Here is a 13,166-nt window from a genome sequence, read left to right on the forward strand (position 1 = left end):
GTCTGGGCGCATGCAAGGTGTAGGCGTGCCAATACGCAGCCTATAGGCGATATCGAGCGAGAGATGACGACCAAGGGGTAGGGCGTGTTGCAAAGGCGGCGGGGTAGCCAAAACGGGATGACACAAGCGAAGCGCAAACAGACCGTTGCGAGGACAGCGAGATACAGCTAAAGGGGATAATACAATGGTGCCCAGAAGAGGACTTGAACCTCCACGTCCGTAAGGACACTAGCACCTGAAGCTAGCGCGTCTACCAATTCCGCCATCTGGGCAGCGGGTTCGCCGGGACCGGCGTTTCGGGAAGGTGTTACTACATGATGCGAATTGGTGCCCGGGAGAGGACTTGAACCTCCACGTCCATACGGACACTAGCACCTGAAGCTAGCGCGTCTACCAATTCCGCCACCCGGGCGCATCATGCTGGCCGGTGTTCGCGTGTCTGGGCATCGAGATCCTAGTCAAGAGGGATCAGGATGGTGCCCAGGAGAGGACTTGAACCTCCACGTCCATAAGGACACTAGCACCTGAAGCTAGCGCGTCTACCAATTCCGCCACCTGGGCGAACACAAGCCATATTGTGCCGTTGAGTGATCAACGGGTCTTACCGGTACTGCAAACTGCGGTTACTGCCGGTGGGATCTTCATCCCGTGATGACCGGGCCTGAGCCTTAAGATCATCGATGGTGCCCGGGAGAGGACTTGAACCTCCACGTCCATACGGACACTAGCACCTGAAGCTAGCGCGTCTACCAATTCCGCCACCCGGGCAAGTGGGCGGTATAATACCGATTTCATTTGGCAATGCAAGACGTGGGCCGGGGCGCCAGAAAGATTTTTCTGCGCGGCCAATCAGGATCCGTTCGCAGAATGCTTGAGACGCCGTCACGGTTATGGTTGGGTCGGGCTCGCTGCGACGCTATACTGGCGCGATGTTAATGAACACACGAATTCTTGCCTCACGTCCGTGGTGCATCGTTTTTCCCTTATCAAGGACGCCTTGCGTATGACTCAGTGGACGCTCAGCGACGATCCCCAAGCGGAACGTGAAGCCCACAAGTACGATAATCCGGTACCCAGCCGCGAATACCTCCTGCGCCGCCTCGAAGAGGCCGGCAAGCCCCTGACTCACGAGAACATGAGTCGGATGCTGGGCCTCGAGGACGACGACCAGCAGGAGGCCGTGCGCCGCCGTCTGGCCGCCATGGAGCGCGACGGCCAGGTGCTGCGCAACCGCCGCGGCGCCTACGCGCTGATCGATAAGCTCGATCTGATCAAGGGCAAGGTGCTTGGGCACCGCGACGGCTTCGGCTTCATCCTCCGCGACGACGGTAAAAAGCCCGACCTGGTATTGCCGCCACGCCAGATGCGCCGTGTCTTCCACGGCGATCATGTCTTGGTGCGCGTCAGCGGCCGTGACCGCCGTGGCCGTGACGAGGCAACCATCGCCGAAGTCATCGCCCGCAACACCCAGACCGTGGTGGGGATCTATCGTCAGAACAACGACGAGTTCGCGGTGCTGATTCCCGAGAACAGCCGCATCTCTCAGGAAGTGCTGATTCCCCACAGCGCCAGCGGTGGCGCTCAGGACGGCCAGGTCGTCTCGGCGCGGATCGTCCAGCAGCCCGAGACCCGCAAACAGCCGGTGGGCGAGGTCATCGAGGTGCTTGGCGAGCGCATGGATCCGGGCATGGAGATCGGCATCGCCATTCGCAGCTACGACATTCCCGATCAGTTCCCGCCGGCGGTGGACGAGCAGATCGCCTCGATGTCCGCCGAGGTGGCCGAAGACGACAAGGCGAAGCGCATCGACCTGCGTCACCTGCCGCTGGTGACCATCGATGATGAAAGCGCCAAGGACTTCGACGACGCCATCTGCGCCTACCAGACCAAGTCGGGTAGCTGGAAGCTGATCGTCGCCATCGCCGACGTCTCGCATTATGTGCGGCCGGGCAGTGCCCTGGACCAAGAGGCGCTGGTGCGCGGCAACTCGGTGTACTTCCCGGGCCAGGTCGTGCCGATGCTGCCCGAGCTGCTCTCCAACGGCCTGTGCTCGCTGAATCCGGCGGTCGACCGGCTGGCCCTGGTCTGCGAGATGAACATCTCCAAGACTGGTGCGATCAGCCGCTATCGCTTCTACGAGGCGGTCTTCCAGTCCCATGCGCGCCTGACCTATAACAAGGTCGGCAAGATGCTGCAGGAGCCGGACAGCCCCGAGGGTAAGGCGCTGCGTGAGGAGTACGCCTCCCTGGTGCCGTCGATCGAGCAGCTGCATCAGCTCTACAAGCTGCTGCGCACCGCGCGCAGCGAGCGCGGTGCCATCGACTTCGAGACCACCGAGACGGCGATCCTCTTCAACGACGAGCGCAAGATCGACTCCATCGTGCCGCGCTCGCGCAACGACGCCCACAAGATCGTCGAAGAATGCATGCTGGCGGCCAACGTCGCCACCGCACGCTTCCTCGACAAGCACGATCTGCCGGCGCTGTATCGCATTCACCAGCCGCCGACGCCCGAGCGTCTGGATCGCCTGCGTCTGTTCCTCAACGAGCTGGGGCTTTCCCTGGGTGGCGGCGACGAGCCGACACCGCAGGACTATCAGGCGCTGCGCGAGGTCATCAAGGACCGCCCGGATGCCGATATCATCCAGACCGTGATGCTGCGTTCGATGAACCAGGCCGTGTATTCGCCCCAGAACGAAGGGCACTTCGGCCTGGCCTATCCGGCCTATGCGCACTTTACCTCGCCGATCCGTCGCTATCCGGATCTGCTGGTCCACCGCGCCATTCGCTCGGTGATCCGTGGGCCGCGCCAGACCTCAACCGTGCTGCGTGCCGAGGGGGCTTCGGTCGAGCCGCCCAGCCGTTGGGCGCCGTACTCCTTCGAGCAGATGGTGCACTTCGGTGAGCATTGCTCGATGACCGAGCGGCGCGCCGACGACGCCACCCGCGACGTGGAAGACTGGCTCAAGTGCGAGTTCATGTCCGACAAGGTCGGCGATGTCTTCGAAGGCACCATCGCCTCGGTGACCCAGTTCGGTATCTTCGTGCGCCTCGACGATGTCTATGTCGAAGGCTTGGTACACGTTACCTCGCTGCCTTCCGACTACTACCACTACGAGGCCGAGAAGCATCGCCTCAAGGGCGAACGCTCCGGCGTCAGCTACCGGCTGGGCGACGGCGTCACCGTTCAGGTCGCAAGAGTCGATCTCGACGACCGCAAGATCGACTTCGATCTGGTCGACGACAAACCGCGTCAAAAGCGTGCGCCGCGTCGCAAGCCAGGCACCGAGCCACAGGCCGGCAGCGACAAGTCGCCGTCTGAAAAGCCCAAGGGCGACAAGCCCAAGTCGGGTCGTCGCCGCGGGCCGCGCAAGCCGCGGGGCGGCGGCGCCAAGCGCTAAATAAGGGCGCAACGCCGGGCGCTTGAAGCAGGGTCAGGTGCTTATGACTGAGCACCATGGCCTGGCGCCGGCATGCCACGAACTGTCAGGAAAAGCCGATCATGAAACGACGTCCCGGCCAGCGTGGGCCCAAGGCCCCCGCTGGCCTCGATGCGGTATATGGCGTGCACGCGGTGCGCGCCCTGCTGGCGAGGGGAGAGGCTCCCCGCGAACTCTGGGTGCAGGACGGCAATGCCGGGGCTCGTCTGGCCGAGCTGCTCGACGAGGCTCGCCGCCTGGGTACGCGGGTCCAGTTCCAGCCCCGCGATACCCTCGATGCCCTTTCCCAGGGGGCCGCGCATCAGGGCATCGTGGCGTTCTGTCCGCCGCTGTCGGCCGAGGGCGAAGAGTCCCTGTGGCTGCGGCTCAATGGCTGGACCAAGGACACGCCGCCGCTACTGCTGATCCTCGATGGCGTCACCGACGTGCACAACTTCGGTGCCTGCCTGCGCAGCGCCGATGCCGCCGGCGTGGATGGCGTCATCGTGCCCAAGGATAAGGCCGCGCCGCTCAACGCCACCGTGCGCAAGGTAGCCTGCGGGGCCGCCGAGAGCGTGCCCGTCTATCAGGTCACCAACCTGGCGCGGGCCATGGGCAAGTTGAAGGATCACGGCATTTGGATCACCGGCACCGCCGGCGAGGCCGAGGCCAGCGTCTTCGATGGTGACTTCAGCGGGCCCTGCGCGCTGGTGATGGGCGCCGAAGGCAAGGGCATGCGGCGGCTGACCCGCGAAGCCTGCGATAATCTGGTCAAGTTGCCGATGGTGGGCAGCGTGTCGAGTCTCAACGTCTCGGTGGCCACCGGTATCTGCCTGTTCGAGGCGCTGCGGCAGCGTCAGCTTGCAAGCTAGCCGGGCGGTCACTACAATTGTTCGGCTTGGTCGGACTGCGGCCAGACAAACACACCCGTTAAATCACTCCTTGCTTCCCCTGGTGCTGCGAAGGCTTTCCTTCGACATGCCCTATGGAAGCTGTCAAACCGAAAGGAGACACTATGCGTCATTACGAAATCGTGTTCATGGTCCACCCGGACCAGAGCGAACAGGTTCCGGCGATGGTCGAACGTTACACCAGCCTCGTTACCGAGAGCGGCGGCAGCGTTCATCGTCTGGAAGATTGGGGCCGTCGTCACCTGGCGTATCCGATCAACAAGATCCACAAGGCTCACTACGTGCTGATGAACGTCGAGTGCAGCGGCGAGACCCTCGAAGAAATCGAGAATATCTTCCGCTTCAACGATGCGATCATCCGTAGCCTGGTCGTGCGTTGCAAGGAAGCCATCACCGAAGCTTCACCGATGATGAAGCCGGCGGAAGAAAAGCGTCCGCGTCGCGAAGACAAGCCGCGCGAACGTACCGAAACCGCTGAAGCTAACTGATACGCACCGCCAGGAGGATTTTTACATGGCACGCTTTTTCCGTCGCCGCAAGTTTTGCCGTTTTACCGCCGAAGGCGTGAAGCAGATCGACTATAAAGATCTGGACACTCTCAAGGCCTACGTCACCGAGACCGGCAAGATCGTTCCGAGCCGCATCACCGGTACCAAGGCACGCTACCAGCGTCAGCTGTCCAGCGCCATCAAGCGCGCGCGCTACCTGGCTCTGCTGCCGTACTCCGATAGCCACCAGTAAGCCGTTCGCGTGATGCTTTCGATTGCCCGCTGGATGATGCGGGGGCTGCCCTACGCTGCTGGAGGGGCGGCGATCGCGGGGCTGGTGCCTTGGTTGTTCTGGATGAGCGCCGCCATCGCAGGCTTGGTGACGCTTCGCCAGGGCATGGCATCGGCACTGCCGGTGATCCTGGCGGCGGGCCTGCCCGCCGGCTGGTGGTGGGTTCAGGGGGACGTGATCCCGCTGGCGACCCTGCTGCTGGTGACCCTGATGGGCGTGGTGCTCCGAGAGCGTCTGCGCTGGTCCGAGGCACTGATCAGCGGTTCGCTGGCCGGCGCCGCCATGGTCCAGCTAGGCGTCTTTCTGCCACCGGGTGGCAGTCAGGCACTGCTCGACCAGCTCAGGGAGAGTTCGCCGGAGGCTCAGCGAATCCTGGAGGATTTGACCCAACAGGGCATCTCCACCGAGGCACTCGCGACCCTCGTCGTCGGTGGTGTCAGTGGCATCATCGTGCTGCTGCTCGCCGTGGCCTGCTTGGCCTTGGCGCGTGGCTGGCAAGCCGGGCTCTACAACCCCGGCGGCTTTCGCGAAGAGTTTCACTCTTTCCGGTTGGCGCCGCGGGAGCTGGTGACCCTGGTTGTGCTAGGGATCCTCGGCTCACTGCTGGCGTTGCCGGGACTGGCGATTCTCGCTTGGGTACCCCTGCTGATCGCGGGCATCGCGCTGATTCACGGAATTATTGGTCTCAAGGGGATGAAGGGGCTTTGGCTGGTGATCTTCTACGTACTGCTGATCACGACTTGGCCCACGATTCTGATTGTGCTGCTGTTGGCTCTGATCGATACGTTTGCGGACTTCCGCACGCGTCTGGCCCGCAGCGTCTGACAAGAGGTTCACGAGATGGAAGTCATTCTGCTCGACAACATTGGCAAGCTGGGCGGCCTGGGTGACAAAGTCACCGTTAAGCCCGGTTACGGCCGTAACTACCTGATGCCTTACGGCCTGGCCGTTCCGGCAACTAAAGAAAACCTGGAAGCCTTCCAAGCCCAGCGTGCCGAGCTCGAAGCTCAGGCCGCCGAGCGCAAGGCCGAAGCCGAAGCCCGCGCTGAGCAGCTGGCCGACATCGAGCTGTCGCTGGTCGCTAAAGCCGGCGAAGACGGCAAGCTGTTCGGTTCCATCGGTCCGCGCGACCTGGCCGAAGCCATCGCCCAGGCCGGCATCGACCTCGCCAAGAGCGAAGTTCGCATGCCGGAAGGTCCGCTTCGTCGGACTGGCGAATACGATATCGACCTGCAGCTGCATGCCGAAGTGGCATCCAGCGTGCGCGTGGTCATCGTCGCCGAGTAAGTCGTCGCCTAGCGCGTCAGGCCGCATCTTCGATGCGCGAATGACGTGACGAACGACACCAAGAGGCACACGGGGATTTTCCCGTGTGCCTTTTTTTGTGCGCTTTTTGTCCCTCAACCTTCCTGTCATGGCCGTTCGGCGCCTGATGGCGCTGCCTGCAGGGGTGAAGGTTAGGCGGGCGAACCTTTGTCATTGTGTTTAGACATTGGTCGGAAAAGAGGCGATTTTCTTTTGCGAGGCGGGGCTTAAACGATTAAGTTTTGCCTTGAACGATGATTCCTGTTTTGCGCAAGGGTCGTTCAGGGGTTATTCGGTGGCATCGGCGATATCCGTTCACGCCGGCCATCTTAAACGATAAAGATCACATGCCCCGGTGTTATACACAACAAGCATAAAAGGACTCGCCCCCATGAATGCAGCCATGCTGAGAACTCCGCTCGTTGCCGCCGTTGCCGTCGCTAGCTTCGCCATGAGCGGCCTGGCCAGCGCGCAACAAAGCGATATTGAACAGCGCCTGGCCGACCTGGAAGCCCGTGTCGCCGCCGCCGAGGCGCGCGCCGATGCCGCCGAAGCGCGTGCCGCTTCGGTCGAAGAGAGCGTTGATGATGGTCAGGAGCGCCTGGATAAGGTGGCCCGCCAAGCCAGCGGTGAGGAAGGCTTCTCCTTCAACGCTTATGCACGCTCCGGTCTGTTGATCGGCGAGGACGGCAACAGCGCCGAGGGTGGCCCCTATGTGACGCCTGCCGGCAGTGTGGGTGGGGCCGTGGGGCGACTGGGCAATGAGCCGGATACCTATGTCGAGACGGTGCTTAACTACCGCCAGACCTACGATAACGGTGCCAAGGCCCTCTACCGCACCATGCTTGCCGATGGCGTGACCACCAGCAATGACTGGACCGCCGACGAGTCCAGCCTCAATGTGCGCCAGGTGTTTGTCGAGCTCAGTGACCTGCCAAGCTTCACCGGTGCCTTCGAGAACGCCTCGATCTGGGCCGGTAAGCGCTTTGATCGCGACAACTTCGATATTCACTGGCTCGATTCCGACATCATCTTCCTGGCCGGTACCGGTGGCGGTATCTATGATGTCCAGCTCGCCGACAACTGGAAGGCTAACTTCTCCGTTTACGGCCGCAGCTACAGCGAATTTCCTACCGAAGAGAGCGAGATTACCGGCGATACCGATAACCTGACCTTTACCGCCAACAACTACTTCGGTAACTGGCAGTGGATGATCAGCGGCTTGTCGGCCGCCGATAACGATGATCGTTATAACGATGTCCAGACCGAGACTCAGCTGGTCAATGATCCGAGCACCAATATTGTCGAGTCGCAGACCACGGTGACCAACCTGGGTGAGCGCGGCGCCGATAACGGTTTCCACACCATGCTGGCTTACCATGGCGACAGCTTCTTTGGCCTCGGCGAGGGCAGCTTCAAGGCGGCCCTGCTGCATGGCCAAGGCCTGGGCGCCGAGGTCAAGACGATCGGTGGGGACGGTAACCTGACCGAAGACGCTACCGCCACTCGCCTGGGCCTCTACGGCACCACCTACCTGGCACCCAAATGGCGTATCGCCCCGGCAATCCTTGCCGAGGTCAGCGAGGACCGCTATGCCCAGGGGGACAAGTACAGCTGGGCAACGTTCAATGCGCGTTTGGCCAACGAGATCACGTCGAACTTCGAGATGCAGTACGAGGCTAGCTATCAGTTCATGGACCTCGATGCCGCTGGCTACAAGGGCCGCAACAACGTAGATGGGGGGTACAGCAAGTTCACCGTCGCGCCGACCTTCAAGCCCCAGGTGGGTGGCTTCTGGCAGCGTCCCGAAGTACGCCTCTTCGCGACCTTCTCCGATTGGGATGACGATCTGAACGATTACGTGAGCGATGACTCCTTCGGCGAAGAAGGCTTTACCGGCAGCCAGTGGAGCTTCGGCGTGCAAACGGAAGTCTGGTTCTAATCTAAAACTCACCCATACTGCATCTAACGACAGGGCGGGCGTGTCGCGACGCTCGCCCTGGTCTTAAGCTCGGTGTCTCGATCCTTCCCCGCATGCCTAACGGCCCGCGGGTTTTTTTCATTGTCGGGAGTCTGGTCAAGAATGGGGTGCACCGCAGGGATGGGGTAGAATGAGCGCCGCTTACCGAATCACCTAAGGTGCCCGACTCCATGAACGAACCCGTCGAGCTCGATCAGGAAACTGCTGCGCTCAAGGTGCCGCCACATTCGCTGGAGGCCGAGCAGTCTGTGCTGGGCGGTCTGATGCTGGATAACTCTGCCTGGGATGCGGTCTCCGAGCAGCTGGTGTCCGGCGACTTCTACCGCTACGAGCACCGGCTGATCTTCAATGCCATGGCGGGGCTTGCCGAGGGGACGCACCCGCTGGATGTGGTGACGCTATCCGAGGCGCTGGAGAGCCGCGATCAGCTGGATACCGTCGGCGGGCTGGCCTATCTGGCCGAGCTTGCCCGCAATACGCCGTCGGCGAGCAATATCCGCGCCTACGCCGAGATCGTGCGCGAGCGGGCCACGCTGCGCAAACTGATCCAGGCCGCCAGTCAGGTCGCCGAGAGTGCCTTCGCGCCCCAGGGACGACCGGCCGATGAGCTGGTCAACGAGGCCGAGCGCCTGGTCTTCCAGATCAGCGAGGATCGGCCCAAGACCGGTGGTCCCATCGGCATGAGCGAGCTGCTCGCCAAGGCGGTGGATCGCATCGACGAGATGTTCAACATGGAAGGCGAGATGACCGGGCTTTCGACCGGTTTTCGCGATCTCGACGACATGACCTCGGGGCTGCAGCCCTCGGATCTGGTGATCATCGCCGGACGCCCCTCGATGGGTAAGACCACCTTCGCCATGAACCTGGTCGAACATGCCGTGATTTCCAGCGACAAGCCGGTGATGGTGTTCTCCATGGAGATGCCCGCCGAGGCGCTGATGCTGCGTATGCTGTCGTCGCTTGGCCGCATCGACCAGACCCGGGTGCGTACGGGTCAACTCGAGGACGAGGACTGGCCGCGCCTGACATCGGCGGTCAACCTGCTGAAAGACAAGCAGCTTTTCATCGACGATACCGCCGCACTGTCGCCCAACGAGATGCGTTCGCGGATTCGTCGGGTGGTGCGTGAACACGGCAATATCGGCCTGGTGATGATCGACTATCTTCAGTTGATGCAGATCCCCGGTTTTTCCGAGAACCGTACCGGCGAGATTTCCGAGATTTCGCGCTCCCTGAAGGGGCTCGCCAAGGAGTTTGGCTGTCCGGTGGTGTCGCTGTCGCAGCTCAACCGCTCCCTGGAGCAGCGCCCCAACAAGCGCCCGGTGATGTCGGACCTTCGCGAGTCCGGGGCCATCGAGCAGGACGCCGACGTCATCGCCTTCGTCTATCGTGACGAGGTCTACAATCCAGATAATCCCGACAACCAGGGGCTTGCCGAGCTGATCATCGGCAAGCAGCGTAACGGTCCTATCGGCACGGTGCACATGGCCTTCATCGGCAAGTACACCCGCTTCGAGGATCTGGCGCCGGACAGCTACGGTCAGCATTTCGGCGAGTGATCGCCTCGGCCAGGGCGGCGGGTCATGGTTGAGACTGCAATGGGCCCCCGTATAATGCGCGGCTTGGTTTAGTGAAGCAGTCAGATGAATCAGTCAGGTGAACGAGGATAGCTTATGGCAGGCGGATTTCGGCGCGGCAACCGCAAGCGGGCCCCAAAACTCGAGGGGCGCGGTGAGCTTCAAGAAGTCGAGCGCGAGGGGCCCTTCAAAGAGTGGCTCGGCATGCCCGACCTCTATCGCTACCGGTTGGTGGTGGACGGCGAGACTTACAGCTATCAGACCGAGGACTCCGAGATTCCGGTAGCGGTCGGCGATAAGGTGGTGTTTCGCTACAAGGAAACCAAGGCCGGCAATTGGGTCGATCGCAACTCTCTTGGCAAGGCTATCGACCCCGCCGACTATCAGTAACGGCGTCGGCGCTTTCTGGGGCGCTGTCTGGGCGGAACACTTCGTAGTGGCCAGGGTCATAACGGTGAGGGCGACATGTCATATTGTCGTCATGGGGCACAGCCATGCTGTGCCCCAGGTATATCTGGAGTAAGCCCAAGGGGCGCTGATATATCGACAACCGCACTGACCGAACGGCATGGCAAGCCGCCATCGCGTTCGGCCAGTATTCCGCGACCCAGGAGGACAGTATGGAACTGCAAGACTTCAAGGCCTTTGCCAAGCGACACGACAATTTCGAAATTCGCGTTATCAGCCACGCCGGTAGCCGTTTCTATCAGGTAGAACTGGAAGATATCGAGGGCGCACGACATTTATTGACCCAGTCTGGCAAGCCTAGGCTCTTTCGCGCCCTCGATGATATCTATCTCGAGCTCAAGCGGGTCGGCATCCACCGGGCCTATCTGGTGCAGTACGTAGCCCACGACGAGGTGATTGGTCGCGACGCCCACTACCATGATGCGCTCAGCTCGCGTATGCCGCTGGTCTTCTAGGCGGTAGGGTTAAGCCCAGCATCATCCGACGCCGCTTGAACGCCACGTTCGAGCTTCATTCTTCGACTCCATCAGCCTTCCGGCATCTTGTCGGTTCTCTGATTTACCCTGCTATCAACTTGCCACCTCGCTCCCTGGAGAGCGCTCATGCCAAGGGTGGTAGGTTTCCCCGCACTCGCCAGCCGCACTGCTATGGCTGGACTTTCTCTACCAGCGTTTGCCATCCATACCCCATCCCGTCAGCCCCCCTGGCGCCGGCGCCGTCTTGCTTGCCACCAGTTCCCCAGCCTGACCCGGCGGCGGGCGAAGAAGGCGTAGCCTCGGTCGAAGCACCAGGCAAGGCCAGGCAGCATGGTCAGTGCTACGAGCCGTCGATAGCCCAGCACGGCGTACAGCGCCCGGCTGGCATCCATGCCCACGAACCAGGCTCCCTTGGCATCCGCGAGATGCAGGCGGCCCATCATGGCCTCGAACGAGCATCCCCAGGCGGCGGCATCGAAGTCATCGGCCTGGATATCGATCAGCCTGATACGCTCGCGGCGCGGATGCTGCTCGAGCCAGGCGACTTCGCGTTGGCAGAAGGGGCAGTGGCCGTCGTGAAAGAGCGTCACGGGGGAAGCGGCATGCTGGGGGGACGGAGCGGTCGGAGACATTAGGAGGGCTCCCGGGAGGTGGTCGATGTGCGATCGGCATCGCGATAGCCCGCCAGATGCTGGCCTTGGCCATAGGCCGGCGTCGTGTCCAGGCGCGCCAGGAAGGCGTCGGCCTGCTGGCGCATGGCCTCGCGCTTGTCGTCTTTCATGCGGTCCAGCGAGCCATAGATCAGCTTCATACGGGGGTTGTCGGCCAGTACGTCGCGGTGTTCTTCGATGAAGTGCCAGTAAAGGCTATTGAAGGGGCAGGCATGAGTACCGGTGACTTGCTTGGGGTCATAGCGACACTGCTTGCAGTGATCGCCCATGCGGTCGATGTACTTGCCCGAGGCGCAGTAGGGCTTGGAGCCCATCAGCCCCCCGTCGGCATGCAGCACCATGCCCAGGGTGTTGGGCAGCTCGACCCATTCGCAGGCATCGGCATAGACCGCCAGATACCAGTCGCACAGGGCCTCTGGCTTGACCCCGCACAGCAGGGCGAAGTTGCCTGTGACCATCAGTCGCTGAATGTGATGGGCATAGGCGTGATCGCGGGTCATCTCGATGGCCCGCTTGAGGCAGCGCATTTCGGTGTCGCCGGTCCAGAAGAATGCCGGCAGATCACGGCTAGCGGCGAGGCCGTTGCCACGCTTGTAGTCGGGCATGCGGGTCCAGTAGAGGCCGCGCACGTACTCACGCCAGCCAAGGATCTGGCGGATGAAGCCCTCCACCGAGTTAAGCGGCGCACGACCCTTGCGATACGCCTCTTCGGCCGCCTCGCAGACCTCGATGGGAGACAGCAGGCCCAGGTTCAGCGCCGCTGAAAGGCGCGAGTGAAAGAGAAAGGGGGATTGGTCGCTCAGGGCATCCTGGAAGCGGCCGAAGTCCGGCAGGCAGGCCTCGAGAAAATGCTCGAGCTCGGCAAGCGCCTGGGTTCGGGTCACCGGCCAGTGAAAGGCCTCGAGTGAGCCGAAATGCTCTCCGAACCGGGACGCCACCAGCGCCAGTGCCGCCTTGGTGGTGGCATCCTGCTCGTGGGTCGGCGGCGTGGGAAAGGCAAGGTGGTCGGGCAATGGCTCGCGGTTATCATGATCGAAGTTCCACTGGCCGCCGGCCGGCTGGCCGTCATCCATCAAGAGCCCGCTGCGCTTGCGAAGATGCCGGTAGAAGTGTTCGAGACGATAGGTCTTGCGACCCTTGGCCCAGGCGGCGAAGTCGTCCGGGGTGGTGAAGAAGCGATCGTCTTCGATGAGTCGCCAGGGCAGGGCTGCGTTCCCGGCGCCAGCCGTGCGCGACCTGATCGCCTCGTAGAGACGCCACTCTCCGGGGCGAACCACGCGAATTTCGTCGCAGTCATGTAGTCGGGCCAGGCGTTCGGCCTCTTTGAGCAGCTCCTGGCGATTGTCGTCATCGTCGAGGCGGCTGTAATGCACCGACTGACCAGCGGCCTCGAGTTCGCTGGCAAAGTGACGCATGGCGGCAAACATCATCGCGATCTTCTGTGGGTGATGGGGCACGTAGCGGCCTTCTTCATCGACCTCGCAAAGCGCCACCACGGCGCCTTCCGGCAGATCTTGAAGGCTTGCCAGCGATGCACTGAGCTGATCACCCAGCACCAGGATCAGGGGCTTCGACATAA

12 protein-coding genes and 4 tRNA genes are annotated in these 13,166 nt (G+C 62.1%); 10 read left to right on the forward strand and 6 right to left on the reverse strand.

What is annotated here, in order from left to right; all coding sequences use genetic code 11:
* Window positions 1-185: 185 nt before the first annotated feature.
* The 4 genes from BLR71_RS03955 to BLR71_RS03970 all read right to left on the reverse strand — a co-directional run bounded on the left by BLR71_RS03955 (window position 186) and on the right by BLR71_RS03970 (window position 768).
* Window positions 186-272, reverse strand: a tRNA-Leu gene (locus BLR71_RS03955).
* Between the two features lie 53 nt (window positions 273-325).
* Window positions 326-412 (reverse strand) — tRNA-Leu (locus BLR71_RS03960).
* A gap of 62 nt (window positions 413-474) precedes the next feature.
* Window positions 475-561 (reverse strand) — tRNA-Leu (locus BLR71_RS03965).
* 120 nt (window positions 562-681) lie between these two features.
* A tRNA-Leu gene (locus BLR71_RS03970) sits at window positions 682-768 on the reverse strand.
* A gap of 235 nt (window positions 769-1,003) precedes the next feature.
* On the opposite strand from BLR71_RS03970, the gene rnr reads away from it, so the two are divergent.
* From rnr to BLR71_RS04020, 10 genes are all read left to right on the forward strand, one after another.
* On the forward strand, window positions 1,004-3,400 hold the full coding sequence (rnr, locus tag BLR71_RS03975) for a ribonuclease R (protein ID WP_092523327.1): 2,397 nt from the start codon (window positions 1,004-1,006) through the stop codon (window positions 3,398-3,400).
* Window positions 3,401-3,501: 101 nt separating this feature from the next.
* Window positions 3,502-4,290 (forward strand): 23S rRNA (guanosine(2251)-2'-O)-methyltransferase RlmB, encoded by a 789-nt coding sequence (gene rlmB / locus BLR71_RS03980; RefSeq protein ID WP_092523579.1) that lies wholly within the window; start codon window positions 3,502-3,504, stop codon window positions 4,288-4,290.
* 143 nt (window positions 4,291-4,433) lie between these two features.
* Window positions 4,434-4,817, forward strand: a complete 384-nt coding sequence (gene rpsF, locus BLR71_RS03985) for a 30S ribosomal protein S6 (RefSeq protein WP_092523329.1) — start codon at window positions 4,434-4,436, stop codon at window positions 4,815-4,817.
* Window positions 4,818-4,842: 25 nt separating this feature from the next.
* Entirely contained in the window at window positions 4,843-5,070 is a 228-nt protein-coding gene (gene rpsR, locus BLR71_RS03990) for a 30S ribosomal protein S18 (protein WP_092523331.1), read from the forward strand.
* 12 nt (window positions 5,071-5,082) lie between these two features.
* Complete coding sequence (locus tag BLR71_RS03995; protein WP_092523333.1) at window positions 5,083-5,934, forward strand: hypothetical protein; 852 nt, start codon at window positions 5,083-5,085, stop codon at window positions 5,932-5,934.
* Between the two features lie 15 nt (window positions 5,935-5,949).
* Entirely contained in the window at window positions 5,950-6,396 is a 447-nt protein-coding gene (rplI, locus tag BLR71_RS04000) for a 50S ribosomal protein L9 (protein WP_092523335.1), read from the forward strand.
* Between the two features lie 409 nt (window positions 6,397-6,805).
* A complete protein-coding gene (locus BLR71_RS04005) occupies window positions 6,806-8,356 on the forward strand; it encodes a carbohydrate porin (RefSeq protein ID WP_092523337.1) in 1,551 nt (516 codons plus the stop codon).
* 209 nt (window positions 8,357-8,565) lie between these two features.
* Window positions 8,566-9,954 carry a replicative DNA helicase gene (gene dnaB, locus BLR71_RS04010; RefSeq protein ID WP_092523339.1) on the forward strand — a complete coding sequence of 463 codons (1,389 nt, stop codon included), beginning with the start codon at window positions 8,566-8,568 and terminating at the stop codon, window positions 9,952-9,954.
* A 114-nt stretch (window positions 9,955-10,068) separates the two neighbouring features.
* On the forward strand, window positions 10,069-10,362 hold the full coding sequence (locus tag BLR71_RS04015) for a hypothetical protein (RefSeq protein ID WP_092523341.1): 294 nt from the start codon (window positions 10,069-10,071) through the stop codon (window positions 10,360-10,362).
* A 230-nt stretch (window positions 10,363-10,592) separates the two neighbouring features.
* On the forward strand, window positions 10,593-10,895 hold the full coding sequence (locus tag BLR71_RS04020; protein ID WP_092523343.1) for a DUF6482 family protein: 303 nt from the start codon (window positions 10,593-10,595) through the stop codon (window positions 10,893-10,895).
* Between the two features lie 239 nt (window positions 10,896-11,134).
* On the opposite strand, the gene BLR71_RS04025 is transcribed toward BLR71_RS04020, so the two are convergent.
* The gene (locus tag BLR71_RS04025; protein ID WP_092523345.1) at window positions 11,135-11,548 is read right to left on the reverse strand and encodes a thiol-disulfide oxidoreductase DCC family protein; all 414 of its coding nucleotides are present in this window, start codon (window positions 11,546-11,548) and stop codon (window positions 11,135-11,137) included.
* Window positions 11,548-13,164: a cryptochrome/photolyase family protein gene (locus tag BLR71_RS04030; RefSeq protein ID WP_092523347.1), complete on the reverse strand. Its 1,617-nt coding sequence runs from the start codon at window positions 13,162-13,164 to the stop codon at window positions 11,548-11,550. Before BLR71_RS04030 ends, BLR71_RS04025 begins: the two co-directional genes overlap by 1 nt.
* Window positions 13,165-13,166: the final 2 nt, after the last annotated feature.

This window comes from Onishia taeanensis (genome assembly GCF_900100755.1).
In the GTDB taxonomy this organism is placed as follows: Bacteria; Pseudomonadota; Gammaproteobacteria; order Pseudomonadales; family Halomonadaceae; genus Onishia; species Onishia taeanensis.

Excerpts from the sequence above, each read along its gene's own strand:
- rlmB (WP_092523579.1), top strand. The coding sequence starts at position 3,502 with ATGAAACGACGTCCCGGCCAGCGTGGGCCCAAGGCCCCCGCTGGCCTC.
- BLR71_RS03995 (WP_092523333.1), top strand. The coding sequence starts at position 5,083 with ATGCTTTCGATTGCCCGCTGGATGATGCGGGGGCTGCCCTACGCTGCT.
- rpsR (WP_092523331.1), top strand. The coding sequence starts at position 4,843 with ATGGCACGCTTTTTCCGTCGCCGCAAGTTTTGCCGTTTTACCGCCGAA.
- BLR71_RS04020 (WP_092523343.1), top strand. The coding sequence starts at position 10,593 with ATGGAACTGCAAGACTTCAAGGCCTTTGCCAAGCGACACGACAATTTC.
- BLR71_RS04005 (WP_092523337.1), top strand. The coding sequence starts at position 6,806 with ATGAATGCAGCCATGCTGAGAACTCCGCTCGTTGCCGCCGTTGCCGTC.
- rpsF (WP_092523329.1), top strand. The coding sequence starts at position 4,434 with ATGCGTCATTACGAAATCGTGTTCATGGTCCACCCGGACCAGAGCGAA.
- rnr (WP_092523327.1), top strand. The coding sequence starts at position 1,004 with ATGACTCAGTGGACGCTCAGCGACGATCCCCAAGCGGAACGTGAAGCC.
- BLR71_RS04015 (WP_092523341.1), top strand. The coding sequence starts at position 10,069 with ATGGCAGGCGGATTTCGGCGCGGCAACCGCAAGCGGGCCCCAAAACTC.
- dnaB (WP_092523339.1), top strand. The coding sequence starts at position 8,566 with ATGAACGAACCCGTCGAGCTCGATCAGGAAACTGCTGCGCTCAAGGTG.
- BLR71_RS04030 (WP_092523347.1), bottom strand. The coding sequence starts at position 13,164 with ATGTCGAAGCCCCTGATCCTGGTGCTGGGTGATCAGCTCAGTGCATCG.
- rplI (WP_092523335.1), top strand. The coding sequence starts at position 5,950 with ATGGAAGTCATTCTGCTCGACAACATTGGCAAGCTGGGCGGCCTGGGT.
- BLR71_RS04025 (WP_092523345.1), bottom strand. The coding sequence starts at position 11,548 with ATGTCTCCGACCGCTCCGTCCCCCCAGCATGCCGCTTCCCCCGTGACG.